At 67.8% G+C, this 24,743-nt stretch carries 24 protein-coding genes; 11 read left to right on the top strand and 13 right to left on the bottom strand.

The genetic code is table 11. From position 1 onward, the window contains the following. Positions 1-78: 78 nt before the first annotated feature. Positions 79-447, bottom strand: coding sequence for an Rv2175c family DNA-binding protein (locus ACFWO8_RS26070; protein WP_378964056.1), 369 nt, complete (start codon positions 445-447; stop codon positions 79-81). A gap of 125 nt (positions 448-572) precedes the next feature. On the opposite strand from ACFWO8_RS26070, the gene pknB reads away from it, so the two are divergent. Next, entirely contained in the window at positions 573-2,492 is a 1,920-nt protein-coding gene (pknB, locus tag ACFWO8_RS26075) for a Stk1 family PASTA domain-containing Ser/Thr kinase (protein ID WP_378964667.1), read from the top strand. Between the two features lie 78 nt (positions 2,493-2,570). Here the strand turns inward: pknB and ACFWO8_RS26080 are convergent, their stop codons facing one another. Continuing rightward, entirely contained in the window at positions 2,571-3,956 is a 1,386-nt protein-coding gene (locus ACFWO8_RS26080) for a class II 3-deoxy-7-phosphoheptulonate synthase (RefSeq protein ID WP_378921718.1), read from the bottom strand. Between the two features lie 154 nt (positions 3,957-4,110). On the opposite strand from ACFWO8_RS26080, the gene ACFWO8_RS26085 reads away from it, so the two are divergent. Next, a complete protein-coding gene (locus ACFWO8_RS26085) occupies positions 4,111-4,485 on the top strand; it encodes a hemophore-related protein (RefSeq protein WP_378964067.1) in 375 nt (124 codons plus the stop codon). 52 nt (positions 4,486-4,537) lie between these two features. Here ACFWO8_RS26085 and ACFWO8_RS26090 read toward each other — a convergent pair whose 3' ends face one another. Both ACFWO8_RS26090 and ACFWO8_RS26095 read right to left on the bottom strand, forming a co-directional pair. Beyond that, the gene (locus tag ACFWO8_RS26090; protein WP_378964070.1) at positions 4,538-5,731 is read right to left on the bottom strand and encodes a sensor histidine kinase; all 1,194 of its coding nucleotides are present in this window, start codon (positions 5,729-5,731) and stop codon (positions 4,538-4,540) included. Continuing rightward, a complete protein-coding gene (locus ACFWO8_RS26095) occupies positions 5,728-6,384 on the bottom strand; it encodes a response regulator transcription factor (RefSeq protein ID WP_378964077.1) in 657 nt (218 codons plus the stop codon). The genes ACFWO8_RS26090 and ACFWO8_RS26095 overlap by 4 nt, the downstream gene beginning before the upstream one ends. A gap of 143 nt (positions 6,385-6,527) precedes the next feature. Here ACFWO8_RS26095 and ACFWO8_RS26100 point away from each other — a divergent pair, with 143 nt between their 5' ends. Beyond that, positions 6,528-7,025 carry a polyadenylate-specific 3'-exoribonuclease AS gene (locus ACFWO8_RS26100; protein ID WP_378921815.1) on the top strand — a complete coding sequence of 166 codons (498 nt, stop codon included), beginning with the start codon at positions 6,528-6,530 and terminating at the stop codon, positions 7,023-7,025. Positions 7,026-7,083: 58 nt separating this feature from the next. On the opposite strand, the gene ACFWO8_RS26105 is transcribed toward ACFWO8_RS26100, so the two are convergent. From ACFWO8_RS26105 to ACFWO8_RS26125, 5 genes are all read right to left on the bottom strand, one after another. Beyond that, entirely contained in the window at positions 7,084-8,694 is a 1,611-nt protein-coding gene (locus tag ACFWO8_RS26105; protein ID WP_378964082.1) for a cytochrome bc complex cytochrome b subunit, read from the bottom strand. Continuing rightward, on the bottom strand, positions 8,691-9,830 hold the full coding sequence (locus ACFWO8_RS26110; protein ID WP_378964085.1) for a ubiquinol-cytochrome c reductase iron-sulfur subunit: 1,140 nt from the start codon (positions 9,828-9,830) through the stop codon (positions 8,691-8,693). The genes ACFWO8_RS26105 and ACFWO8_RS26110 overlap by 4 nt, the downstream gene beginning before the upstream one ends. After that, positions 9,827-10,699: a c-type cytochrome gene (locus ACFWO8_RS26115; RefSeq protein ID WP_378964090.1), complete on the bottom strand. Its 873-nt coding sequence runs from the start codon at positions 10,697-10,699 to the stop codon at positions 9,827-9,829. The genes ACFWO8_RS26110 and ACFWO8_RS26115 overlap by 4 nt, the downstream gene beginning before the upstream one ends. A gap of 55 nt (positions 10,700-10,754) precedes the next feature. Beyond that, positions 10,755-11,366 (bottom strand): heme-copper oxidase subunit III, encoded by a 612-nt coding sequence (locus ACFWO8_RS26120; RefSeq protein ID WP_378964094.1) that lies wholly within the window; start codon positions 11,364-11,366, stop codon positions 10,755-10,757. A 268-nt stretch (positions 11,367-11,634) separates the two neighbouring features. Continuing rightward, a complete protein-coding gene (locus ACFWO8_RS26125; RefSeq protein ID WP_378964098.1) occupies positions 11,635-13,071 on the bottom strand; it encodes an RNA-guided endonuclease InsQ/TnpB family protein in 1,437 nt (478 codons plus the stop codon). Positions 13,072-13,214: 143 nt separating this feature from the next. Between ACFWO8_RS26125 and ACFWO8_RS26130 the strand changes: the two genes are divergently transcribed. Both ACFWO8_RS26130 and trpD read left to right on the top strand, forming a co-directional pair. Next, complete coding sequence (locus ACFWO8_RS26130; protein ID WP_378964101.1) at positions 13,215-13,631, top strand: hypothetical protein; 417 nt, start codon at positions 13,215-13,217, stop codon at positions 13,629-13,631. Between the two features lie 91 nt (positions 13,632-13,722). Beyond that, positions 13,723-14,784: an anthranilate phosphoribosyltransferase gene (gene trpD, locus ACFWO8_RS26135; RefSeq protein ID WP_378964106.1), complete on the top strand. Its 1,062-nt coding sequence runs from the start codon at positions 13,723-13,725 to the stop codon at positions 14,782-14,784. Between the two features lie 9 nt (positions 14,785-14,793). Here the strand turns inward: trpD and ACFWO8_RS26140 are convergent, their stop codons facing one another. The 4 genes from ACFWO8_RS26140 to ACFWO8_RS26155 all read right to left on the bottom strand — a co-directional run bounded on the left by ACFWO8_RS26140 (position 14,794) and on the right by ACFWO8_RS26155 (position 18,914). Further along, positions 14,794-15,069 (bottom strand): Lrp/AsnC family transcriptional regulator, encoded by a 276-nt coding sequence (locus ACFWO8_RS26140; protein WP_378964112.1) that lies wholly within the window; start codon positions 15,067-15,069, stop codon positions 14,794-14,796. A 4-nt stretch (positions 15,070-15,073) separates the two neighbouring features. Further along, positions 15,074-15,625 (bottom strand): hypothetical protein, encoded by a 552-nt coding sequence (locus tag ACFWO8_RS26145; RefSeq protein ID WP_378964115.1) that lies wholly within the window; start codon positions 15,623-15,625, stop codon positions 15,074-15,076. Positions 15,626-15,742: 117 nt separating this feature from the next. Further along, positions 15,743-17,602: a DEDD exonuclease domain-containing protein gene (locus ACFWO8_RS26150; protein ID WP_378964120.1), complete on the bottom strand. Its 1,860-nt coding sequence runs from the start codon at positions 17,600-17,602 to the stop codon at positions 15,743-15,745. Positions 17,603-17,639: 37 nt separating this feature from the next. Next, the gene (locus ACFWO8_RS26155; RefSeq protein WP_378964124.1) at positions 17,640-18,914 is read right to left on the bottom strand and encodes an ATP-binding protein; all 1,275 of its coding nucleotides are present in this window, start codon (positions 18,912-18,914) and stop codon (positions 17,640-17,642) included. Positions 18,915-19,588: 674 nt separating this feature from the next. Between ACFWO8_RS26155 and ACFWO8_RS26160 the strand changes: the two genes are divergently transcribed. From ACFWO8_RS26160 to ACFWO8_RS26185, 6 genes are all read left to right on the top strand, one after another. Beyond that, the gene (locus ACFWO8_RS26160) at positions 19,589-20,158 is read left to right on the top strand and encodes a C40 family peptidase (protein WP_378964133.1); all 570 of its coding nucleotides are present in this window, start codon (positions 19,589-19,591) and stop codon (positions 20,156-20,158) included. Positions 20,159-20,382: 224 nt separating this feature from the next. Continuing rightward, positions 20,383-21,447: an NlpC/P60 family protein gene (locus ACFWO8_RS26165; RefSeq protein ID WP_378964140.1), complete on the top strand. Its 1,065-nt coding sequence runs from the start codon at positions 20,383-20,385 to the stop codon at positions 21,445-21,447. A gap of 9 nt (positions 21,448-21,456) precedes the next feature. After that, on the top strand, positions 21,457-22,464 hold the full coding sequence (locus ACFWO8_RS26170; protein ID WP_378964146.1) for a peptidase MA family metallohydrolase: 1,008 nt from the start codon (positions 21,457-21,459) through the stop codon (positions 22,462-22,464). Between the two features lie 63 nt (positions 22,465-22,527). Beyond that, positions 22,528-23,655, top strand: a complete 1,128-nt coding sequence (locus tag ACFWO8_RS26175) for a glycosyltransferase family 4 protein (protein WP_378964151.1) — start codon at positions 22,528-22,530, stop codon at positions 23,653-23,655. Between the two features lie 43 nt (positions 23,656-23,698). Continuing rightward, on the top strand, positions 23,699-24,094 hold the full coding sequence (locus ACFWO8_RS26180) for a polyketide cyclase / dehydrase and lipid transport (RefSeq protein ID WP_378964156.1): 396 nt from the start codon (positions 23,699-23,701) through the stop codon (positions 24,092-24,094). A 186-nt stretch (positions 24,095-24,280) separates the two neighbouring features. After that, positions 24,281-24,718 (top strand): SRPBCC family protein, encoded by a 438-nt coding sequence (locus ACFWO8_RS26185; RefSeq protein ID WP_378964161.1) that lies wholly within the window; start codon positions 24,281-24,283, stop codon positions 24,716-24,718. Positions 24,719-24,743: the final 25 nt, after the last annotated feature.

Consider the following 24,743-nt stretch of genomic DNA (forward strand, 5'->3'; position numbering starts at 1 on the left):
AACTGTCAGTCAGGCCGGATCGAGCTGCCGTCGACGAGATCGAAGGCAGCTACGACGCAACTCGATCCGGTGTGAGGATCAGAAGGGTTCGGCGTGGGCGCGGCGGACTACCTCGCGGGCCAAATGGCCGTGCAGGGCGTCCACGGGGCGACCGGGGAGGGTGTCGTCTTCGGTGTAGAGCCAGCCGAGGATGTCCTCGTCGGTGTACTTGGCGTCACGCATGACGGTGATCACGCCAGGGAGCATGCGGACGATCTCGTCCTCGGAATCGAAGAAGCGGGACGGAATGCCTGCGACGCCGTCGCGACGGATCGCGAGGACCTGGTGGTCACGCAGCAATTGGTGCACCGAGGTGACCGGGACGCCGAGTATGTCGGCCGCCTCGGGCAGCGAGACGATGGTTTCGGTGTCGGGCAGCACGTCGTTGCTGCAGGGGAAGGCACTCACCCGCACAACGGTAGTACGTGTCAGCGCGCACGCATCGTCTGGCATGCCGACTCCACCCGGTTACCATCGTGGTGGCCGCACACGGCGGCCGGTTGAATGCCGGAGGACATCACTTGATCGGCCAGATGCTGGAAGGGCGCTATCGCATCGATGCGCCGATCGCCCGCGGCGGGATGTCGATGGTCTTCCGTGGGACAGACACCCGGCTCGATCGCCCCGTGGCGATCAAGGTGATGGATCCGAAGTTCGCCGGCGACCCGCAGTTCCTCAGCCGTTTCGAGTTCGAGGCGCGGGCGGTGGCCAAGCTCAAGCATCCGTCGCTGGTCGCGGTGTACGACCAGGGTATCGACGGCGAATACCCGTTCCTGATCATGGAATTGGTCGAGGGCGGCACGCTGCGTGAGCTGCTGCGCGAACGCGGGCCGATGCCGCCACACGCCGTGCGCGCCGTGGCCGAGCCGGTGCTGCGCGCGATCGGCACCGCCCACGACGCCGGCCTGGTGCACCGCGATGTGAAACCCGAAAACGTGCTGATCTCCGACGCGGGCGAGGTGAAGATCGCCGACTTCGGCCTGGTCCGCGCCGTGGCCGCGGCCAACACCACCTCCGCGAGTGTGATCCTCGGCACGGCCGCCTACCTCTCCCCCGAGCAGGTCACCACCGGCACCGCCGACGCCCGCAGTGACGTGTACGCCTTCGGTGTCCTCATCTTCGAGCTGCTCACCGGGCGGGTGCCGTTCAGCGGTGACAACTCGCTGTCGGTGGCGTATCAGCGGGTCGAGAACGACGTGCCTGCGCCGAGCAACTTCATCGGTGGCGTGCCGCCCGAATTCGACGCCCTGGTCGCCAAGGCCACCTCCCGCGACCCCGCGCAGCGCTTCGCCGACGCCAACGAGATGGCGGCGAAACTGCAGACGATCGCGATGGAGCTGAACCTGCCGCCGTATCGGGTGCCCGCACCGCGCGACTCGGCCGAACATCTCAGCGAGAGCTACCAGACCGGCGCCGCGCATCATCCCGGCGAGCGCCCGGCGACCCCGCATCCTGTCGCCGCACACCATTCCCACGCACCCGAACCGCACCACACCAGGGTGGTGACCGCGCAGCGCCCTCGGCAGGAGGAGTATTCCCCCGCACCGGCGGCGAGCGCGTTCGGCAGTGGCGACAATCATTCGCGCCGAACGGGATTGGTGTGGGTGGGCATCGTCACCGCGCTCACCCTGCTGGTCGGCATCGGCGGCTGGTGGCTCGGCGTCGGCCGCTACACCGCGGTGCCGCCGATCGCGGGCATGGACTCCGCGCGGGCCGTCGCGGTCCTGCACGAGGCCGGTTTCGAGACGGCGTTGCGGCAAAAGGCCTCCGACACGATTCCGGTGGGCGGGGTCGTCGGCACCGATCCGTCGGCCGGGTCGCGGGTGACCAAGAGTTCCACGATCGCGGTGCTGATCTCGAACGGCAAACCGCGAGTGCCCGATATCAAGCCCGGCGACCAGCTCAGCGCGACCAATCAGGCGATCCGCGATGCGGGTCTGCAGCCGATCGACAGCGGTGAGGCGGCGAGTACCGCGCCGAAGGGTTCACTGGCGAAGGTGGAGCCCGCGCCGGGCACGATTCTGCCGATGGGCGCGCAGGTGAAGGTGTACCGCAGCAAGGGATCTCAGCCGGTCAATGTGCCCGATGTGCGCGGCAAGACCGCCGAGGAGGCAGCGAGCGCGCTGACCACCGCGGGCCTGGTCGTTCGCGAGACGCGCGTGCAGTTCGACAAGAACGTCGAGGGCGACAAGGCGATCGCCACCGAGCCCGCCGTCGGCACCACCCTGCAATCGGGCGACACCGTGACACTGATCCTGTCGAACGCGGTGAAGGTGCCCAATGCGATGGGTCAGACCGTCGGCAATGCCCGTTCCAAGCTGCAACAGCTCGGCCTGCGGGTGGAGGTCAAGTCCCTCACCGATTCCGACAGTTCCCTGGTGATCGGCCAGGTACCGGGCATCAACTCGAATGTGGAGGCGGGCAGCGTCGTGACGCTCACCGCCCTGCCTTGAAGGGGTAAGGATCCCGAGAAGGAAAAAGAAAAGCCCGGGCGCGGTCCTCGCTGACCGCCCCGGGCTCGTCCCGCTGATTCAGCGCAGCATCTCCGCGACCAGGAACGACAGTTCCAGGGACTGCTGGGTGTTCAGGCGCGGGTCGCAGGCGGTTTCGTAGCGGCCGCCGAGGTCGAGGTCGGAGATGTCCTGGGCGCCGCCGAGGCACTCGGTGACGTTCTCGCCGGTCAGCTCGATGTGCAGGCCGCCGGGGTGGGTGCCGAGGGCGTGGTGGACCTCGAAGAAGCCCTGGACCTCGTCGACGATGCGGTCGAAGTGGCGGGTCTTGAACCCGGTGGACGACTCGTGGGTGTTGCCGTGCATGGGGTCGCACTGCCAGATCACCTGGTGGCCGGTGGCCTGCACCTTCTCGATGATCGGGGGCAGCACATCGCGCACCTTGCCGTTGCCCATGCGGGCGACCAGGGTGAGCCGGCCCGGCTCGTTGTTCGGGTCGAGCCGTTCGACGTATTCCACGGCCAGCTCCGGCGTGGTGGTCGGCCCGATCTTGAGGCCGATCGGGTTCGCGAGGAGTTCGGCCAGGGCGATGTGAGCGCCGTCGAGCTGACGGGTGCGCTCACCGATCCACAGGAAATGCGCGGACAGGTCGTAGAGCAGCGGTTCGCCCGTTTCGGACTCGCTCAGCCGCAGCATGGCACGCTCGTAGTCCAGGACCAGCGCCTCGTGCGAGGCGTAGATGCGCGCGGTCTTCAGGCTCGGGTCGTTGACCTGGCAGGCGGCCATGAAGCGCAGGCCGCGGTCGATCTCTTCGGCGAGCGTCTCGTAGCGCGCGCCCGCGGGCGACTGGGCGACGAAATCGCGGTTCCAGTCGTGCAGGCGGTGCAGGTCGGCGGTGCCCGCGCTGGTCAGGGCACGGACCAGGTTCATCGCGGCACTGGCATTGGCGTAGGCGCGGACCAGTCGCGACGGGTCGTGGCGACGCAATGCCTCGTCGGCGACGAGCGAGTTCACCATGTCGCCGCGGTAGGACTTCAGGCCGAGGGCGTCGGTGTCGGACGAGCGCGGCTTGGCGTACTGGCCCGCGATCCGCGCCACCTTCACCACCGGCAGACTCGCACCGTAGGTGAGTACGACGGCCATCTGCAGCAGCGTGCGGATATTGCCGCGGATGTGCGGTTCGGTGTTGTCGGCGAAGGTCTCCGCGCAGTCACCGCCCTGCATCAGGAACGCCTCACCGCGCGCGACGGCGGCCAGCTGCGCCTTGAGGTCCTCCACCTCGGCGGGCAGGCAGATCGGTGGCACGCTCTCGAGCACAGTCCGCATCGCGGCGGCCTCGTCGGCATCCCAGGACGGCTGCTGCAGGGCGGGCCTGGCCAGCGCGGCATCGAGGCGACCGCGCAACTCGGCGGGCAGCGGCGGCAGTTCCGGCAGGCGGTCAATGGGTACGTCGACGGTCCAGGTCACCAGATCAGAATACGGACCTGCTCTGGCCGCGCCTACCCCCGGGCCGCTCCGTACGGCCGTGTCAGCGCTTCCTCACACCGGGCAAACGAGCAGGTTGGTGGACTGGCATGCGGTCACGACACCGCGACCACACGATCAGAAGGGTCTACCGAAGATGAAGACGAACCTGCCCGAACGCACGACCGTCCGCACCGCGCTGGTGACCGGCCTCGCCACACTCGCCACCGTGGGCACCATCGGCATGGCGGCCGCCGCACCGGCCGACCGGTCGCATCCGATGCTCGACACAACCTGTTCACTGGAACAGATCGAGGCCGCCGCGCTCGCCCACGCCCCCGAGCTCGCCGCGAAGATGGCGCAGCACCCCGAGCATCGGGCGAAACTCGCCGAACTGCTGTCGAAGACGCCCGAGGAGCGGCGCATCGTCATCCAGCAGCGCCAGGGTGCACACGCCGGACAGCACACCGGCGAGCACACCGGACAGCACGCCGCGATGCGCGAGGTATTCGAGGTCTGCGGCGACTACTGATCGCGCGCCCGGGTCGGTGACCGCGTGTTCGTGAGCCGCCCACCCGCGCGAACTATCGGCTGAGGCCGGTGTTCGGGGTTCCGGCGGCGGGCAGTGACACCGTGATGATCAGCCCGCCGGCGGGATCGGCGGCCGCGTGCACGGAGCCACCGTGCGCGTGCGCGACCGACCGGACAATGGAAAGCCCGAGCCCGGCGCCCCGGCGCGCGCCGGGCTCGTCGGCGCGGCGGGTGATCGCGGACGCGCGACGGAACGGCTCGAACAAGCCGTCGAGTTCGAAAACCGGCACCACGGGCCCGGTGTTCGCGACCACCAGCCGCACCAATCCATCCGCACTCTCGCAGCGGATCCGCACCCGGCCGTCGGAGACGTTGTAGCGCACCGCGTTGTCGACGAGATTGTGTACCAGCCGTTCCAGCAGGATCGGGTCGCCGTCGACCGGCGCGGTGGCGAGCGAACAATCCACTGCCACTCCGGCATCAGCGGCCGCACCAGCGCTCGACCCGGCCACATGGCGGGCGAGATCGGCGAGATCGCAGCGCCGGTGTTCGGTGAGCAATTGCTCGCTCGAAACCAGCAGCAACAATCCCTCGATGAGGCGTTCGTGCCGTCCATTGACCTCGAGCAAGGTCTCACCGAGCTGACGCAGCGACGCGGGCGGATCGGGCCGATCCAACGCCACCTCGATCAGGGTGCGGTTGATCGCCAACGGCGTGCGCAGCTCGTGGGACGCGTTGGCGACGAAGCGCCGCTGGCCGTCGAACGCGCGATCGAGGCGCTCGAGCATGGCGTCGAAAGTGTCGGCGAGGTCTTTGATCTCGTCGGGTGGCCCTTCCAGTGCGATCCGTTCGTGCAAGCTGCGGTCGGCGACCCGGCGTGCCGTCGCGGTGACCCGCTGCAGCGGTGCCAGCGCGCGCCCGGCGAGCAGCCACCCGAAGCCCGCCGCCGCGATCCCGACCACAACGAGCGCGGTCAACGACGTCAACAGCATCGCCCGCAGGACTTCGCGACGCTCCTGTTCGGCCTGCGCGACGATGGCCTCGGCCAACCGGTCGGCGGCAGGCATCCGGTCGCCCAGCGCCAGGTGCTTGCTGATGATCATGTGGGTGGCCGCCACGGGCCGCTGCTCCAGCCACTGCTCGAGCGAGAAGTACATCAGCGCGATCAGCACCGCACCGGCCACGAAGAACGACCCCGCGTACAGCAGCGTCAACCGCAGCCGGATGGTCGAGCGCGACCTACTCATCGGATCCGGTAGCCGATGCCCGGCTCGGTCTCGATCAACGCCGGTTCCCCGAGTTTGCGTCGCAACATCATGATCGCGTACCGCACCACGCCGGTGAACGGGTCGATGTTCTCGTCCCATGCCTTCTCCAACAACTGCTCGGTCGACACCACACCTCCGTCGGCGCGCATGAGCTCACCCAGCACCGCGAACTCCTTGCGCGACAAGGCGATCGGCACACCATCGCGGGTGAGCGCGCATCGGTGCACGTCGAGACGCAGGCCGGCGCGCGTGAGGATCGGCGGTGTCGCGGGCCTGGACCGGCGCGCGAGCGCCTGTACCCGCGCGACCAGTTCGGCGAACGCGAACGGTTTGGTCAGGTAATCGTCGGCACCGAGCCCGAGCCCGGCGACCCGCTCGCGAATCGCGGTCGCCGCGGTCAACATCAGCACCCGGCTGTCCACCCCGTGCTCGATCATCCAGCGGCACACCTCGTCACCGGAGGCACCGGGCAGGTCGCGGTCGAGTACGACGACGTCGTAGTCGTTCACCGGCACTCTTTCCAATGCCGCGTCACCGTCGTAGACGACGTCCACCGCCATCGCGTAGCGACGCAATCCCGTGCCGATCGCGTCGGCCAGCACTGTCTCGTCTTCGACCACCAGCACCCGCACCCGGGTCATCCTGCCCGGCGAAGCTGTTGGTTCGCTGTGAGGGCGAATATTCGCAGTACCAGGACCCGTGCGTCCGGCAGCCCGACCGTCGACATAGGGTTTCGGTCGGACGAGCACCCCACCGGCACGAAGAGGCGATTTCCCTGCGATATTTCTACGATTCGGAATTCATCGAGGACGGCACGACGATCGACCTGGTCTCGATCGGCGTCGTCTGCGAGGACGGGCGCGAATACTATGCGGTCTCCACCGAATTCGATGCGGGGCGGGCGGGACCGTGGGTCCGTAAGCATGTGCTGCCGAAGCTCCCGCCCGCCGGGTCGCCGCTGTATCGCACCAGGGAACAGATCCGCGACGACCTGTTCAAGTTCTTCCTGCCGCGGCCGAGTGTGCAGCCGGAGCTGTGGGCCTGGGTCGGCGCCTACGACCATGTGGCGCTGTGCCAGCTGTGGGGTGACATGACCGCGCTACCCAAGGGCATGCCGCGCTACACCAACGAACTGCGCCAGCACTGGGCTGTCAACGGCAGCCCGGCGCTGCCGCCCATCCCCGACGACGCGCACGACGCCCTCGCCGACGCCCGCCACAACCTGGCCAAGTTCGAGGCCATCGAGACATACCGGCGCACCCCGCGCCTCTAGGACAACAGCGAAGGCCCCGAGTCGAATTCGACTCGGGGCCTTTGTGCTACACGTCAGGTCAGTGACCGAACGGCTCGCTGTTGTTGGCGATAGCCTGCTGCTCGGCGAGGACGGTGAGCATCCGGTGCTCCTCGTTCTCCTCGATCTCGGCCCAGGACTCGCCCTCGGCCCTCGGGTCGGCCTTGAGGAAGCTACCGGTGCCCGGCTTGCCCGCCGAACCCAGCTTGTTCATCTTCTTGGGCACCGAGGCGCCCTGGTATTCCAGCGGGATGGCGTGGCCGTGCGCGTCGACCCCACCCAGTGGCTGGTGGATCTCGATGTACTCGCCGTGCGGCAGACGCTTGATCACACCGGTCTCGATGCCGTGTTCGAGCACCGCCCGGTCACTGCGCTGCAGACCGATGCAGAACCGGTAGGTCACGAAGTACGCGATCGGCGGCAGCAACAGCAGACCGATACGACCGATCCAGGTGGTCGCGTTCAGCGAGATGTCGAACTTCAGCGCGATGATGTCGTTGACACACGACAGCGTGAGCACCACGTAGAACGCGATGGACATGGCGCCGATCGCGGTACGCACCGGCACGTCGCGCGGACGCTGGAGCAGGTTGTGGTGCGCCGTGCGGTCGTTGGTGAGCCGCTTCTCGATCCACGGGTAGGCGATCAGCAGCGTGAACACCAGACCCATGACGAGCGCCACCCAGAACGCCGCCGGGATCGTGTACCGACCCAGGTAGAGCTCCCATGGCGGCATCAGACGCGCCATACCATCGGTCCACATCATGTAGAAGTCGGGCTGTGAACCCGCCGACACCTGGGATGGGTTGTACGGACCGAGGTTCCAGATCGGGTTGATCTGCAGGACACCGCCCATGATGCCGACGATGCCGAGGGTGAACGCGAAGAACGCGCCCTGGTCGGCGGCGAACACCGGGATGATGCGCGCGCCGACGACGTTGTGCTCGGTGCGGGCCGGTCCGGGGAACTGGGTGTGCTTCTGGTACCAGACCAGCGCGACGTGCGCGCCGATCAGCGCCAGGATGATGCCGGGCAGCAACAGCACGTGCGCGATGTAGAGGCGCGGGATGATGATGTCGCCGGGGAAGTCGCCGCCGAACATCAGCCAGTGCATCCAGGTACCGACGACCGGCACACCGATTGTGATGCCCGAGAACGCGGCACGCAGGCCGGTACCGGAGAGCAGATCGTCGGGCAGCGAGTAGCCGAAGAAGCCTTCGAACATCGCCAGGATCAGCAGCAGCGAGCCGATCACCCAGTTCGCCTCACGCGGCTTGCGGAACGCGCCGGTGAAGAAGATGCGGAACAGGTGGATGATGATCGACGCCGCGAACAGCAGGGCCGCCCAGTGGTGGATCTGCCGGACGAACAGACCGCCGCGCACCTCGAAGGAGATGTTCAGCGCGGTCTCGTACGCCCGCGACATGCCGACACCGCGCAGCGGCTGGTAGGCGCCGTCGTAGACCACGTGGGTCATCGACGGGTCGAAGAACAGCGTCAGGTACACACCCGACAGCAGCAGGATGATGAACGCGTAGAGCGCGATCTCACCCAGCAGGAACGACCAGTGGGTCGGGAAGACCTTGTTGATCGACCGCTTCATGAACGCGGCGGCGCGATACCGCTCGTCCAACTCGTTTACCTGGCTCATGAACGACGCTCCCAGAAGGCCGGGCCGAGCGGCTCGATGAAGTCGCCCGCGGCGACCAGGAAGCCCTCGGAGTTGACGGTGATCGGCAGCTGAGGCAGCGCGCGGGCGGCAGGACCGAAGACCGGCTTACCCCACTCGGTCGCCGAGAACTGCGACTGGTGGCAGGGGCACAGGATCCTGTTGGTCTGCTGCTCGAACAGCGAGGTGGGGCAGCCGAGATGGGTGCAGATCTTCGAGTAGGCGAAGTAGTCGCCGAAGTTGAAGCTCTCCTGGCCCTTGCGCTTGATCGCCTTCTCCGCGTCTTCGGTGCGCAGGCGGATCATCATGACCGCGTTGCGGATACCGCGCAGCGACTGCAGGGTCTCGTGCGCATCCCCGCGCCACTTCTCTTTCCACGGGAACACGGTTTCCATCGCGCCCGCGTCCAGGTCTTCCGGGCGCACCAGGACGATGTCGTTGGGGCGACCGGTGTCGCGGCGGATGTAGATGGTCTCGCCCGGGTAGTCCGGGGTCCAGCCCGAGACCCACAGCGGCGACTTGTCGCGCTTGGCCCACGGGTTCTTCACCATGCCGCCGATGAACACCAGCGCGGCACCGATACCGAGCACACCGACACCGGCACCCGCGGTGCCGAGCATCATCTTGCGACGACCGAGGGTGGAGGTCTCGAGCGCGTCGCCCAGCTCGGCCGCCAGGGTGCGGCGCTCGACCTCGGGCGACGGGCCGTCGTGGCGCTGCTGGATGGAGATCTCGGCCGGGATGAACCGCTTGCGGATCAGCACGACCGCGATGCCGATGACCAGCACCGAGATGCCGAAGGTCAGGCCGACGAGCGGGGTGTACAGCGAGTAGGCGGCATGGCCTTCATCGCCGTAGCCCTTCCACTCCCACGGCCAGAACAGGAAGACACCGATGAGCGCGGCGGCGGCCAGGCCGGAGATGGCGAACCAGAACGTGACCGCGCGTTCGGCGCGCTTCTCGGCCTTGGTGCCCGGCACCGGCCACCGCTCGTTGCGGTAGACGACATCGACGTCGTCGCGATTGGTGCCGAGCTCGACCAGCTCGTCACGCGTCATCGCGTCCAGTTCGTCTTCGGTGGGTTCGCGACCCATGTCGCTGTGCTCCTGTCCACTCATGATCGGGATCCGATCCACATCGCGGCGCCGACAACGGCGGTGATGCCGATAACCCAGATGGCGAGGCCTTCCGTGGCCGGACCGAAACCGCCGAGATCCCAGCCGCCGGGGGCCTTCTCCTCGGCGGAGTTCCTGACGTAGGCGACGATGTCGCGCTTCTCCTCCGGCGACAGCTGCCGGTCGGAGAACTTGGGCATGTTCTGCGGGCCGGTGATCATCGCTTGGTAGATCTGCTGCTCGTTGGCCTCGGCCAGCGGCGGCGCGAACTTGCCACCGGAGAGCGCCCCACCGCGACCGGTGAAGTTGTGGCAGGAGGCGCAGTTCATGCGGAACAGCTCCGAGCCACGGGCGATGTCGTCGCCGCGCAACGATTCCTGGGCGATCTCACCGTTGGCGTCGCGGATCACCGAGGGGCCACCACCGTTGGCTGCGACGTAGGCGCCGAGCGCGTCGGTCTGGTGCGCGTCGAACTTCGGCGGTTTGCGCAATGCCTGGGCGCCGTTGGCGGCCATCGGCATACGACCGGTGGAAACCTGGAAGTAGACGGCGGCCTCGCCGACGCCGATCAGGCTCGGACCACGATCGGCGACACCCTGCAGGTTCGCGCCGTGGCACGTGACGCAGGAGGTGTCGTAGAGCTGCTTGCCCTCGCGGATGAGCGCGGACTGGTCCTCGTGCGCGGTCGCGACCTGCGCCTGCGGAGTGAGCGCGGTCGCCAGGAAGCCGGCTCCGACCAAGCCGATCATCAGCGCGAGAGCACCCGCGATACGACGGCGGGCGCGACGCTGTTTACGCGCCTTGGCGGCCTGTGCGGCCTGCCCGGCGCCGGGGCCGGCGGGCTCTGGGGCCGACGGGGGAGATGAACTCATCTGTGTCCCTTTGGAGTAGACGGAACCGACTTGTGCAAATGCTGTGTGCCGCGCGCTAGCGGACGAAGTAGATCGTCGCGAACAGCCCGATCCAAACGATGTCGACGAAGTGCCAGTAGTAGGACACCACGATCGCGGCGGTGGCCTGGGCGGGGGTGAATTTGCTCAGCGTGGTGCGGACGAGCAGGAACACGAACGCGATCAGACCACCGATCACGTGCAGGCCGTGGAAGCCGGTGGTGATGTAGAAAACCGAGCCGTACGAGCTGCCGGCGATCGAAGTTCCCTCCTCCACCAGGTGGTAGTACTCGTAGCCCTGCCCGGCGACGAAGAACGCGCCCATCAGCAGGGTGATCGTGTACCAGCGACGGAGACCGAACACATCGCCCTTCTCCGCGGCGAACACACCCATCTGGCAGGTGAACGAGGACGCGATCAGCACGGCCGTCACCGGAATCGCGAGAGTCATGTTCAGCTCGGTCGGCTCCGGGGGCCAATGTCCCTGCGCCTGCGCGCGAGCAACGAAGTACATGGCGAACAGGCCGGCGAAGAACATCAGCTCGCTCGACAGCCAGATGATGGTTCCGACGCTGACCATGTTGGGCCGGTTCAGCGAATGCACACGCTGAGTAATGGCCGATCCTGGGGTGCCTACTGCGGTCGTCACGGGGTAAGTATGACTCTTCGTAGTACGACACATGTACCCGGGTACGAAAGTTTGTGGCGCCAGTCGGAAAACCCACGCACAGAGGGGGTCTACGACTTCCGTCGGCGTGTTGGCGACAACCTGGCGGAGACGCGCCAACTGCCCCTTCGCGTACGGCCGTAGCCAGGCCAGGCACGGCCAGTGTGACAGCGTTGGCTGTGGATAGGCTGATAGCGCATCCACGCACCGCGGTGGTGCGCAGACGCCGCCCTTCTCGGGCGTCGTCGGTTCAGGCCACGAACGTGGGGTGAACGTCGGTTTCCGCGTCTACCAGGATGGTTTCACCGGCACTCGTTGAGCGTCGGTCAGCGCCGTCCTGTCGGCGGACTTTGGTAACCCGGCCTCCTGCTCGGGGGTCCGGGGGTCGTGAGAAGTTCTGCTCGATCGTCGGCCAGAGAGCAAGGTTGATTGCCGCGTTGTGGTCACGATCGGCATTGAACCCGCACTCGCAGGAGAACATCCGATCGGCCAATGTCAGGTCGCGGTTGATTCTCCCGCAAGCCGAGCACCGCTTGCTCGACGGATACCAACGATCCGCGGTCATGACCGCACCGCTTCGCCATGCCTGCTTGTAGGTCAGTAGCCGGGCGAAGTCTGCCCATCCGACATCGCTGATCGCGCGTGCCAGGCGGTGGTTTCCGAGCATTCCCACCACGTTCAGATCTTCTACAACAAGACGGTCGTGGGTTTTGACCAGCCTGTTGGCGACCTGATGGGCGAAATGACGACGGACATTCGCGATTCGATGATGGTGTCGCGCCAGCCGAGCAGCGGCGTCTCGACGGTTGTGTGACCCCTTCGGTTTTCGTGAGACCGATTTCGCCAGATGACGTTGCCTACGCAGCCCGGCTGCCAGTGGTTTCGGCGCGGTGTCGATGCGGCCGACTTCGGTCCCGTCGGCGGTCGAAGCGACCACGAATGTGGTCAACCCCCGGTCGACCCCCACCCAACCATGGCTATCGCCATTTTCCCGAGGCCGGTGACGGCGGGCCACGTGTAAGTCCGCAGCCTCGAGTGCCAGGCTGATCCACCAACGTCTTGCCCGGAAGGAGATAGTGGCATAGAGGACTTTCGCCCGCTCCTTGGCGAGCAGTCGCCGAAGTCGGCGGGTGTCCTCGCGGACTCGGATGTCACCGATTCCGGGCAAGGTCACTGACCGCGCGGCGTTGTTGTCACCGACCCGGATCATCGCCCGCCCGCCCTTGACGTGCTTGTTGCGGATCCGAAACGCCGGGACGCACTTTTCCTTCTTTTTGAAGTGGGGAAAGCGGACTCGTTTACCTGCGCGTTTGCCAGTACGGGAGTCCGAGAACGCAGCGAGCGCGCGTCCACAGTCGACAGCGGCTTCTTCGAACACTTGCTGACACACCTGGGTACGCCACACCAACCCGGTTACCTGAACCTCGGCTACTCCGTTGGCGCCGACAGCGAAGACCCGCCCTGCTTCTTCGGTCCTTTTCCATGTGTTGAATGCGTTGATCAGATCGAACCGGGTCCACGGGACCGGGTGCTCCGGAGAGATCTTGCGGTGGGTCAGGGCGGTCTTCACGAAATGGAGGCTTTGATTGAACGCAAACCGGGCCGCGCCGGCGTGCCGGGTGAGCACGAGGGACTGCTCGACCGTTGGGTCGAGACAGTATCGGAAAGTGGTGTGGCGGCTCATCATCGATGAGTGTGACAGACGCCACCGACACCCAGTGCCCGCGTCACTTGTCCAGTTCGAGGCAACGCTGCACGTCGCGGTGATCCCACGCGGCCGCACCCAGACCTGACATAGTTCTCAAACGCTCACGTAACGAGGAGGCGGCGATGGTCGTGGTGCGGATGTGGCGGCGGCTGTTCGGTGGGTCGGCGCGGGAGTTGGATCCAAGGCGTGACGATCTTGTCGTGGTCGCGTCGAGTTTCGACGATGTCGAGGCTTGTTCGACCGCGCTGGACCGAGCCGGTGAGTTGGATCGGGAAGCCGACGCGGTGTTGCGGCATCATCTGCGGCTACCCGCCGGGCAGATCGAGGCCGCGTGCGAGATCGCCGGGTACGACGGATACGAACGCGCCGAGGCCGCCGCTCCCGGGCAGGACCTGGTTCCGGTCATCTTGCAGCGGGTGCAACGGCTCGATCCGCTGAGCTGTTCGCAGGAACGCTCGCGGATGGCCGGACTCGCGCAGCGCCACGACGGCGTGGCCGACGGTTGGGACGCGCTGCAACCGCCCCGCACCGCCCCGTAAACTTGCCCGACGGCGCAAAAAGACCTTGTGCCACCTCCGCGCGCCCGATCTAGAGTGGCGCAACGGTCTCGTCGAAGGAGAAGCAGAGCAGATGAGCGTGCGCAGCTGGCCCCAGGTGCTCGGAACCCTCGCCGACGGTGGCGACCTGGCCGCGGACGACACCACCTGGGTGATCGACGAGATCTTCACCGACAACGCCACTCCGGCCCAGATCGCGGCGTTCGGCGTCGCCATGAAGATCAAGGGCCCGACGCCGACCGAACTGGCGGGCATGGTGGCCGGGATGCTCGGGCACGCGCGACTGGTTCATATCGAAGGCGACGCGGTCGATGTCGTCGGCACCGGCGGCGATCGTTCGGGGTCGGTGAACATCTCGACCATGTCCTCGGTGGTCGTGGCGGCGGCCGGGGTACCGGTGGTCAAGCACGGGAACCGGGCGGCGTCGTCGAAATCCGGTGGGGCCGATGTGCTCGAAGCGCTGGGGGTCAAGCTCGCGCTCGGACCCGAGTCGGTGGCGCGGTCGGTGCGCGAGGTGGGGATCGGGTTCTGTTTCGCGCCGCTGTTCCACTCCGGGCTGCGTTTCGCCGGTGCCGCGCGCAAGGAGATCGGCATTCCGACGGTGTTCAACGTGCTGGGGCCGCTGACCAATCCGGCGCAGCCGCGGGCCGGGCTGATCGGGTGCGCGTTCGCCGATCTCGCGCCCGTGATCGCCGGGGTGTTCGCGGCGCGCGGGGCGAGTGCGCTGGTAGTGCGTGGGCGGGACGGGCTCGACGAGATCACCACCTCGGATCAGACCGACGTGTGGGTGGTCAGTGGTGGGCGGATCCGTCACACGCTGATCGATCCGACGCGGCTCGGCATCGCCCGGGTAGATCTGGACGACCTGCGCGGCGGGGATGCCCAGGTCAACGCCCAGGTCGCGCGCGATGTCTTCGCGGGGACGGCCGGAGCTGTTCGTGATGCGGTGCTGTTGAACTCGGCCGCGGCGATCGTGGCCTACGACCTCTCCCGCGGGGTCGGCGATGCCGATCTCGACCTGGACGCGGCGCTGACCAGCGGGCTCGAGCGCGCCGCCGCCGCGGTGGACAGCGGGGCGGCGGCCAAGTTGCTGCAGAGCTGGGCCGAACTCACCCAGGTGCTCGACGAGAACTGAACCGCGGGCTCACTCCCCCAGCGAGAATCCGGCTTCCACGTCGGCGCTGGAATAGGACTTGAAGGCGATGTGGGTGGTGGTGCGGACCACGCCCGCCACCTTGTCGATGCCCGCGGTGACCACCTCGGCGATGCGCGCGTGGTCGCGGACCCGCACGATCGCGATCAGGTCCACGTCGCCCGCGCAGGAGTACACCTCGGCGACACCTTCGGTGTCGGCGAGGGCCTGCGCGGTCTCGGGGATGCGAGAGTTCTGCGCCTGGATCATCACGATCGCGGTAATCATGGGATCACTCTAGAACTTCGGGCCGCTCGGTGGCCGCTTTGAACCGTCGCATCAGGTCACGACTCTTCACACCGGGTGCCGTTTCCACCGAACTGGACACGTCGACACCGTAGGGCCGGTGCCTGGCGATGACATCGGCGACGTTGTCCGGGTCGAGGCCCCCCGCCAGCACGACCCGGCCCGGCTGCGCGCGCACCCAGTCGGGAAATTCCTCGAAGACACCGGAGCCCGCGCTGGCGTCGTAGAAGAAGTATTCGCTGGTCTGCCCCGGTTCCGGCGGGTTCGACGAGCAGAAGGCCAGGTTCGGCAGGTCGGCCCACTGGTAGAGCTGCACGACGTCGAACGCGTCGGCCACCTCGGCGACCTCGCTCGCCTGCAGGGCGACGGCGAAGGTGGTGATGCGGCCGCGCGCGTAATCGGCGAGGGCGCGTGCCTGTTCGGGGGTGCGGTACCGCTTGCTCTTGGTCGTCAGCATGACGCCGATCGCCGAGTATCCGAGCTCGACCGCCCAGTCGATCTGCTCCTCGGTGGTCAGACCGCACACCTTCACGAACATCCGCCGCTGCTCCTCATCCCTGCGCCGCGCCACAGTGCACGGAGTCGAGTTCCATAATCCAGGACGGACTCCACACCCGTTCGGCCAGCCGCCGGAGGCTGTTGTTCCAGCGGCTCGTCAACGCTCGGCCAGGTACTGCTCCTGCTCACTCCTGGTCGCCGCGGCCGCGCGAGCGAGCTGCGCCCACCCCACCCAGCGACCGGCGCCGTGCAGCGGTTCGTGGTATCCGTCGCTGGTGCGCACGATCCGCGCGCCCGGTTTGGCGAGCCAGCGAGCGATTACTCCGACTTCCTCCGGTGGGGCGCCACGCAGGGGTGGGATGTCGTCGGCGCCAGGTATGGCGGTGCCGGGGCTCGCGGACGCGGCGGTGGGTTCTACAGACGCGGTGGCGGAGTCGGCTGCTGGGCGCTGGGTCCCGCTACCCGACGACGCGACGCCGAGGTCGGGGATCACTGTTTCGGCGGCGGCGACAATCTGATCGACGACGGCCATCGGTGGGGTGCCGCGGGCGGCGGTGCCCGCGGCGGCGAGGCGGCCGTAGCGGATGACGGAGAATTCCCATCCGCCCGCACCGTCGGGGAGGGCGATGATCAATTCCGCGAGGCGGGCCAGGGCGGCCAGTCGCTGGGTGCGGTGGAGTTTGGTGGCGACGGCCGCGGCGCGGTCACGCAGACGGGCGGCCGCCTCGAAATGCTGTGCGGTGGAATGTGTTTCGATGCGATCGATCATCGCGCGGAGCAGGGTGTCGGCGCGGCCGGCGATCAGGGCACGGACCGCGTCGACAGCCGGGGCGTAGCTCTCCGCGTCCAGGTCACCATCTCGAGCGGCGGGGCAGCCGCCGACGACAGCGGGTGGGCAGGTGTGTTTCGCCGTGCGGGTGAGGCGGGTGGCGCAGGTTCGCATCCCAGCGAACTCCGCGATCGTGGCCGCCACGTCGACAGCATCAACGCGAGAATTGAACGGCCCCACCGCGGTTCGGGTCGGGGTACGCACGGCGACCAGCCGGGGGAAGGCCTCGTCGCTCAACGTGAGCCACCACCCTCGCTTCGGGAACTTCGAGCGACGGTTGTACGGCGGCGCGTGCGCGGCGAGCAACCGCAACTCGCGGACCCCCGCTTCGAGGCCGTGCGCGCACACCACATGGTCGACCCGAATCGCCAGTGCCACCATCTCTTTCATCCGGCCACGGGTTTCCGAGCCGGTGAAGTAGTTGCGCACGCGACGGCGCAGATTCACCGCCGTCCCTATATAGAGGACTTCCTCCGACGGTCCACGGAAGAGATAGACGCCGGGCGCGGCAGGCAGGTCGGTCGCGAACGTGCGCTTGGCGCGCTGGGTTCCGGTGACGCCGGGCAGATAGTCGAGTAGCTCGGTCAGGCTGTGCACGCCCTGATTGCCGACCCGACCGATCAGCGCGTGCAGCACGTCGACGGTGGCGCGGGCGTCATCGAGCGCGCGGTGCGTCGGTGTGGTCGACGCACCGAGGATCTGCGCCAGCACCCCGAGCCGCGCCGACGGGGCCTCGTCACGCGTGAGCACCCGCCGCGCCAATTTCACCGTGCACAACACCTGCGGATTGGGCCACGTAATGTCCTGACGCGCCGCGGCGGCTTTGAGAAACGCGGTGTCGAATCGCGCGTTGTGCGCCACCAGCACCGCCCCCGCCGCGAACTCGAAGAACCCAGGCAACACCCCCTCGATCCGTGGCGCGTCGTACACCATCGCCGTGGTGATCCCCGTGATCTGCACGATGGCGGGCGGAATCGCGTACCCCGGATTCACCAACGTCGCGAACTCCCCCAGCACCTCACCCCCACGCACCTTCACCGCCCCGATCTCGGTGATCGCGTCCCGATCCGCGCTGGTCCCGGTCGTTTCGAGGTCGACGACGACGAAAGTGGTGGCATACAGCGGAGTATCGAGCTCATCGAAGGCCAACTGCCGAGCGGCAGCCGGGAGCGGAAGGGGATCGGGCACGGCGAGCAGCGTAGGACGGGGGTCCGACAAGCTCGTGTCAGCGCCGCTTCTGGCGTTTGAGGTACAGCGCCAGCTCGTCGTAGCTGCCGTCACCGTTGGCGAATTCGACCACATTGCGGGCGGATTCGAACCAGGCGCCGGTGCTCGGCCGGATCTGGGCCAGCGCCGCCCGCACGTCCGCCATGCCGATCGGGCGTACTTCACCCGAGCGCATCGAGTCGGCCATGGCCAGCTGGGTGGCCGAGGTGCACACGTGGGCGAGGTCGGCGCCGGAGAGGCCGTCGGTGTGGGCGGCGAGGGCGTTGAGGTCGATGCCCGCCACGGGGCGGTCGCGCAGGTGGTAGTGCAGGATCGACGCGCGGGCGGCGAGATCGGGCAGACCGACGAAGACCATCCGGTCGAAGCGGCCCGGCCTGCGCAGCGCGACGTCGACATCCCACGGGTGGTTGGTCGCGCCGAGCACGAACACCCCTTCATTGCTGTGGGTGGCGGAATCCATTTCGGTGAGCAGTTGGTTCACGACCGTGCGCATGGTCGCCGAGGCTTGCATCTGACTGCGCTTGTGGCCGAGCGCGTCGACCTCGTCGAGGAACAGCACGCAGGGGGCGTTGCGACGGGCCATCTCGAAGATGCTGTGCACATTGCGTTCGCTGGCGCCGGTGTAGATGTCGAGGATGTCGGTGATCTCGATCGGGTAGAAGTTGGCGCCGAGTTCGCCCGCGACCGCCGAGGCGATGAAGGTCTTGCCGCAGCCGGGCGGGCCGTAGAGCAGCAAGCCACCGCGCGCCGAGGTGCCGAATGCCTTGGCCAGTTCCGGATTGCGCAGCGGGCCGAGCAGGGTGAGGTCGAGCTGCTGTTTCACCTCGGACATGCCGCCGACATCGGCCAGGCGCAGGGTCGGGCGCTCGACGGTGGCGGCGTCATCGTCGGTGACGAACTCGGTGGGGACGCCGTGTACGAATGCCGGTTCGATGATGTCGCCGACTTCGTCCTCGGCCGCGGCCCAGTCGAAGTCCGACTGCGCCGAGGAGGGTGCGACGGCGGAGCCGGGGGTGGAGGTGTCGGGCAAGGGCGCAGGGGCGACGCCCGGCGTGGGAGATCCACCGGACAACGCCGTCGTGCAACGCATCATCAACCCCAGGACCTGGGCATTCCCCGGATCGTGGCCGAGCGCGGTGCCACAGTGGGCGAGCGCGTCGGCATAGCGCTGCCGCTCGATCAGCAGCTCGATGACGCACACGCGCAGCGCGAGCACCGTCGGACTGCGATCGAGCATCGTCAGCATGTCGGTCAAAACCTGGTCGTCGGCCACCCGCGCCCCCTTCGAACTGCGAATATTCGGCCGTACCCTAACCGCCACAACGGCTTTACCGCCAAGCGGCGAGCACACAGATCCACTCGGCGACTCGTCCCCCGCCCCGGCTCAACGCGGGTCCGTGATCTTCGGCGCCGATAATTCGGCGCGAGGCTTTCGTTCTGATGCGAACAAAATGACCGAGATCAAACTCAATCGTGACCGGGCTCACATACTTATGAAATTCACATGAGTCCGTCAGATTTCAATGGGTAATCAGCCTTACCGCTCTGCGCACGTCGCAGCTCACGGCGCGCCGCCTGCGAGGCGGACCGCCCGGCGAACCGTCGACACCCGCAACGGGCAGGTGCTACCTGCGGGTTCACCGATTCGGGGAGCGAAAACAGCCCTGCGAGCCTTATTGGCGACGCGCCGGTAGCACTCCGAAATCCCAGTCGACGCGACCTGGCGTTATCGTTTCGTGATCGGGTGTGATCCAGCTCGCACGCATTGCTCGGTGATATCACCCGAAATCCCCTTTGGACCGATGTCCGACTTTACAAACCCCCGTGATGTCTTCGTAACCTTTTTGAGACCTCACGGAGTCCCGCTGACCGGAAACGGCCGAGCGAGACGAAGCCCGCCGCGTCATACGGACACGGCGTCGTGGGGCAGATTGGAAGTTCCGCATCATGGCGAACAACACCGTCAAGCGTCAGGCGCAGCGTGCCGTTGCCGTCGGAGCCGTCGGCGCTGCCACCATCGGCGCGTTCCTCCTGCCGGCCGCCCCGGCATCGGCCACGCCGGTGACCGTGCCCGGCATCGGCACGTTCGAGGTGCCGAACGAGATTCCGCTGCCCCAAGGTATTCCCGGTATCGAGATCCCGGCCGCGCCGCAGGTTTTCACCGCGCCGCGCGCCACCGCCGCCGACATCGCCCTCGATGCCGCGCTGAGCAAGATCGGCTCGCCCTACGTCTACGGCGCCGCAGGCCCGAACGCCTTCGACTGCTCGGGTCTGATCCAGTGGGCCTACGCCCAGGCCGGCATGGACATTCCGCGCACCAGTGGCGCCCAGCTGGGTGCGGGCACCCCGGTCTCGATCGATGACCTGCAGCCCGGCGACATGGTGTCGTTCTACGGCGGCGGCCACTCCGGCATGTACGCGGGCGACGGCAACGTCGTGCACGCCTCCACCTCGGGCACCCCGGTCCAGCTCGCACCGGTGTCGTCGATGCCGTTCGCGGGTGCTCGCCGCTTCTGATCCAGCCGGGCACGGTGCGTCGTTCACGGGGAAGGGCGCACCGTAGTCGCAGCGATCGTCCGGGCATACGCGCCGTCCACTGGGTTGAGCGGCGCACGTAGCTTTACTGGACACAGATGCATGCAGTTCCGTAACCTGATCGAGACCTTCTCGGCTGACGAGGAGATCCCGCTCAGGTATTGCGCTGCATCGGGGGACAACGAGAGAACGGGGCACGGGGCACTGTGACTGCACACCACCGGAATGCGCACGCTACGCGTGGTTTCGCCGGAACCCTGTCCGCCGCGATGCTGGTGTGCGCGATCTACACCGCCGGTCCCGCCGGCGCCGACCCGGTAGCCCTGCCGACCACCGCGACCGACGCGATCTCCCGGATGGTCGACCTCTCGCGCCAGTCCGAGCAGCTCAACCAACTCGCTCTTACCGCTCAGATCGATCTCGACGCCAAGCTCGCGGTACAGCGCGAGGCCGACGACAGAGTCGCCGCCACCTCCGCGGTCGTCGAGGCCGCCCGCGCCGAAGTGCGCAAGTTCCAGCCGATGATCGACCGCACCGCCGTGGCCGCCTATACCGGCGTGCGCACCAACAGCATGTTCGCCGTGCTGTCGAGCGGTTCACCGCAGCAGTTGCTGGACAAGATGTCGACGCTGGACGTGCTCGCCCAGCAGACCGCCGACACGGTCCGCCAGTTCAAACAGGCCGCCGACGCCGCCACCGCGGCCGACACCGTCGCCCGCACGGCCGCCGAGGCCGCGCATGCCGCGACCACCGCCGCCGACGCGGTGCGCGCCGATGTCGATCGCAAACGCCAGGACCTCGCCACCTCGACCACCTCCGTGGTCGAGGCATGGAGCCAGCTCTCGGCCCGCGACAAGTCGACGCTGGCCGGTTCGCCGTTCCCCCCCGGCTTCGACCGCGATTCGCTGCTGGCGGGCCTGGTTCCCGGCAGCGGCACGAGCGCGCTGGCCGCCGCCCTCACCCGCGTCGGCGATCCGTATGTCTGGGGCGCCACCGGGCCCGACCAGTTCGACTGCTCCGGTCTCGTGCAGTGGGCGTTCAAGCAGGTCGGTAAGAGTGTGCCGCGCACCAGTTCCCAGCAGGCGGGTTACGGCACGCCGGTGTCCAAGGACGAGCTGCTGCCCGGCGACGTGATCCTGTTCTATCCCGACATCACCCACGTCGGCATCTACGCGGGCAACGGAATGATGGTGCACGCCTCCACGTTCGGTGTGCCGGTCGCTGTCGCACCGATCAACACCACCCCGTACCACTCGGCCCGGCGATACTGAGCCAGACCGGTGACCGAATCGTCCCCCCGCTCGGGCCTGCGTTCGTGGTTCTCGTCGAATGGCCGCCTGGAATTCTGCTTCACGCTCGCCTCGGTCACGCTGCTGACCGGGGCGTGTGTCGCGCTGATCCTGGTGCCGCGTAACGCGGGGCCGTTGCAGCTGGCAACCGACGAGGCCGAGGTGCTCGGCATGTCCGAGGGCATCGACAATCCGCGCCTGAGTCCGGTGCGGCGCGAGCTGCAACCCTATGGCCCGATCCTGGTGCGTGAAGTCGCCGAAGGTGCCGCGTCCGAGGCACTGCTGGTGGCCCATCCCAGCCATCGCGCCGACCTCGATGTCCTCGAAGGTCAACTGGGCCAGGCCATTTCGGATGTGAGCGCGGTGTGGGGCACCGACTGGAACCGCGCGCCCGTCGTGGTCGTGGCGAGCACGCCCGCCGAATTCACGGCGCTGACCAGATCCGCGGGCACCACCGGGGCCGACGTAGCCGCCGTATCGCTCACCGGGTCCTACGCCCCGGGCACCCAGCCCACCGACCAGCGCATCGTGTTCAATCCCGACGCGCGCCTGCGAGTCGGCGACGAGGGCCTGGCCACCCTGCTCCGCCACGAACTCACCCACATCGCCACCAGAGCCGCCACCACCGACGGCGCACCGTTGTGGATGCTGGAAGGCTTCGCCGAGTACGTCGCTCAGCGCGATCAGGACACCGCGTTCTCTCAGATCGCGCCCACCCTGACCACCCGGTTGCGCGCGGGCACCCTGCCCACCGAGCTCGTCGCCGACGCCGATTTCACCGGTGTCGACGCGGCCTACGCCTACGAAAGCGCGTGGAGCACCTGCGCGTTCCTGGCCGATCGCTACGGCACGAGCACGCTCAACACGTTGTACAAGCGCCTGGCGACCGGCCCGCAGTCCCCGGCGGCACAGGACGCCGCGTTCACCGCCGTGCTCGGGGCTTCGCGCGCCGAGCTGCTGGACGGGTGGCGGACGTGGTTGCGCGGTCACGCTGCATGATGGGCGCAGGCGCGCCCGACCACGTCTGCCCACCCCTCAGCCGACCGATTAGGTTGTTCTCTTATGGCCCGAACTCTGCTGGTTACCAACGATTTCCCGCCTCGGCCGGGCGGAATCCAGTCGTATCTGCAGGCACTGTCGAATCAGCTGCCGCCCGAGGACCTGGTGGTGTACGCGCCGCGCTGGCGCGGTGACAGCCACGAGAAGTTCGACGCGGCGCAAAAGTTCCAGGTGGTGCGTCATCCGACCACGCTGATGCTGCCGACCCCCGCGGTCATCAAGCGGGCGGGCGCGCTGCTGCGCGAACACGACTGCGACACCGTGTGGTTCGGCGCGGCCGCTCCCCTGGCAGTGATGGCGCCGATGCTGCGGCGCGCGGGTGCGGAGCGCATCCTGGCCAGCACCCACGGTCACGAGGTCGGCTGGTCGATGCTGCCCGGATCGCGGCAGGTGCTGCGTTCGATCGGCGAGCACACCGATGTGGTGACCTACGTCAGCAAGTACACCCGTGGCCGTTTCGCCTCGGCCTTCGGTCCGCGCGCGGCGCTCGAGCACCTGCCGCCGGGCGTCGACCCCACCGAATTCCGGCCCGACCAGGCCGCCAGGGCAGAGCTGCGCGCCCGCTACGGCCTGGGTGAGCGCCCGACCGTGCTGTGCCTGTCGCGGCTGGTCCCGCGCAAGGGCCAGGACATGCTGATCGTGGCGATGGCCGAGATCCGCGAGCGCGTCGACGGTGCGGTGCTGGTGATCGCGGGCGGCGGACCGTACGAGCCGCGACTGCGCGCGCTGGCCGAGGCGCTCGGCGTGCAGGACAACGTGGTGTTCACCGGCCGGGTGCCCTCGGGTGAGCTGGCCGCCCATCACACGATCGCCGACGTGTTCGCGATGCCGTGCCGCACGCGCGGGGCAGGCCTGGACGTCGAGGGTCTCGGGATCGTGTTCCTCGAGGCATCGGCGACCGGGGTCCCGGTCGTGGCCGGTGATTCCGGCGGCGCCCCCGAGACCGTGCGCGAGGGCGAGACCGGCATCGTGGTGCACGGCCGGTCGGTCTCGCAGATCAGCGACGCCATCGTCGAACTGCTCACCGACCGGGACAAGGCGGCCCAGATGGGCGCCGCGGGCCGGGCGTGGGTGGAGCAGAACTGGCATTGGGACCGTCAGGGCACCCGCTTGCGGGAACTGCTGCGGTGACACCCCGGCCGGGCCCGGTGTGGCGTCCACTACGCTCAGCCTGGTGAGCAGTATCCAGGTCGCAGATCAGACCTTTCTCGCCGCACCGGGCGCCGCGATCGCCGACGTGCTGAGCGCCGCGAACAACTGGCGCCGCTGGTGGCCCGACCTGCGCCTCGACGTGCGCGAGGATCGCGGCGACAAAGGCATCCGCTGGACGGTGGCAGGCGCGTTGACCGGCACCATGGAGGTGTGGCTCGAGGCCGTCCCCGAGGGGGCGATCCTGCACTACTTCCTGCACGCCGAACCCACCGCCGCCGAATCGAAGTCGGCACGCGCGCTGGCCGCGGCCAATCGGGCCCGCCGGGTCGCGGGCCGGAACATGGCATTCGAACTCAAGGCACGGCTCGAAGCCGGCCGACCCGCAGGCGTCGCCCCCCCGGTCGCCGCCGCCCCTTGATGCACGTTCTCGATGCACGTTCTCGGCGCGCCTCCGCCGATGGACTGACCGAAGGGTGCGACGAAGGAGTGCCCGTAGGGAGGGAAGAGGTGGAGTTCAGCGCCGAGAACCGCGGCGCCAGCCGCCGATAAACACCGAGAACAGCGGCACCAGCCGCCAATAAACACAGAAAGAGGACTGGCTGCCATGGCCGACCGGACTCAGAGATCGATCCTGATCGACGCACCGTCGCAGCAGGTGATGGCCGTCATCGCGGATCTGGAGTCCTACCCGGAGTGGGTCGCTGCGGCGAAGTCGGTCGAGGTCATCGAGCGTGACGCCGATGGCCGCGCGGCCACCGCCCGGTTCGTGCTCGACGCGGGCGTCGTCAAAGACACCTATGTGCTGTCCTACACCTGGCGAGCCGACGGCAAGGCTGTGACCTGGCGCCTGCTCAGCGGTGACCTGCAGAAGGCCCAGGACGGCAGCTACGAACTGCTCGACCGGCCCGGTGGCGGTACCGAGGTGGTCTACGAACTCACCGTCGACCTGAACATCCCGATGATCGGCATGTTCAAACGCAAAGCCGAGAAGGTCATCACCGACACGGCGCTGAACGAGCTGAAGAAGCGGGTCGAAGGCTGAGCGCCCCGGGCGGTACCCGCGTCGA

Source organism: Nocardia sp. NPDC058480 (assembly GCF_042720495.1).
In the GTDB taxonomy this organism is placed as follows: Bacteria; Actinomycetota; Actinomycetes; order Mycobacteriales; family Mycobacteriaceae; genus Nocardia.

Excerpts from the sequence above, each read along its gene's own strand:
- pknB (WP_378964667.1), top strand. The coding sequence starts at position 573 with ATGCTGGAAGGGCGCTATCGCATCGATGCGCCGATCGCCCGCGGCGGG.
- ACFWO8_RS26085 (WP_378964067.1), top strand. The coding sequence starts at position 4,111 with ATGAAGACGAACCTGCCCGAACGCACGACCGTCCGCACCGCGCTGGTG.
- ACFWO8_RS26090 (WP_378964070.1), bottom strand. The coding sequence starts at position 5,731 with ATGAGTAGGTCGCGCTCGACCATCCGGCTGCGGTTGACGCTGCTGTAC.
- ACFWO8_RS26105 (WP_378964082.1), bottom strand. The coding sequence starts at position 8,694 with ATGAGCCAGGTAAACGAGTTGGACGAGCGGTATCGCGCCGCCGCGTTC.
- ACFWO8_RS26110 (WP_378964085.1), bottom strand. The coding sequence starts at position 9,830 with ATGAGTGGACAGGAGCACAGCGACATGGGTCGCGAACCCACCGAAGAC.
- ACFWO8_RS26115 (WP_378964090.1), bottom strand. The coding sequence starts at position 10,699 with ATGAGTTCATCTCCCCCGTCGGCCCCAGAGCCCGCCGGCCCCGGCGCC.
- ACFWO8_RS26125 (WP_378964098.1), bottom strand. The coding sequence starts at position 13,071 with ATGATGAGCCGCCACACCACTTTCCGATACTGTCTCGACCCAACGGTC.
- ACFWO8_RS26130 (WP_378964101.1), top strand. The coding sequence starts at position 13,215 with ATGGTCGTGGTGCGGATGTGGCGGCGGCTGTTCGGTGGGTCGGCGCGG.
- trpD (WP_378964106.1), top strand. The coding sequence starts at position 13,723 with ATGAGCGTGCGCAGCTGGCCCCAGGTGCTCGGAACCCTCGCCGACGGT.
- ACFWO8_RS26140 (WP_378964112.1), bottom strand. The coding sequence starts at position 15,069 with ATGATTACCGCGATCGTGATGATCCAGGCGCAGAACTCTCGCATCCCC.
- ACFWO8_RS26145 (WP_378964115.1), bottom strand. The coding sequence starts at position 15,625 with ATGTTCGTGAAGGTGTGCGGTCTGACCACCGAGGAGCAGATCGACTGG.
- ACFWO8_RS26160 (WP_378964133.1), top strand. The coding sequence starts at position 19,589 with ATGGCGAACAACACCGTCAAGCGTCAGGCGCAGCGTGCCGTTGCCGTC.
- ACFWO8_RS26175 (WP_378964151.1), top strand. The coding sequence starts at position 22,528 with ATGGCCCGAACTCTGCTGGTTACCAACGATTTCCCGCCTCGGCCGGGC.
- ACFWO8_RS26185 (WP_378964161.1), top strand. The coding sequence starts at position 24,281 with ATGGCCGACCGGACTCAGAGATCGATCCTGATCGACGCACCGTCGCAG.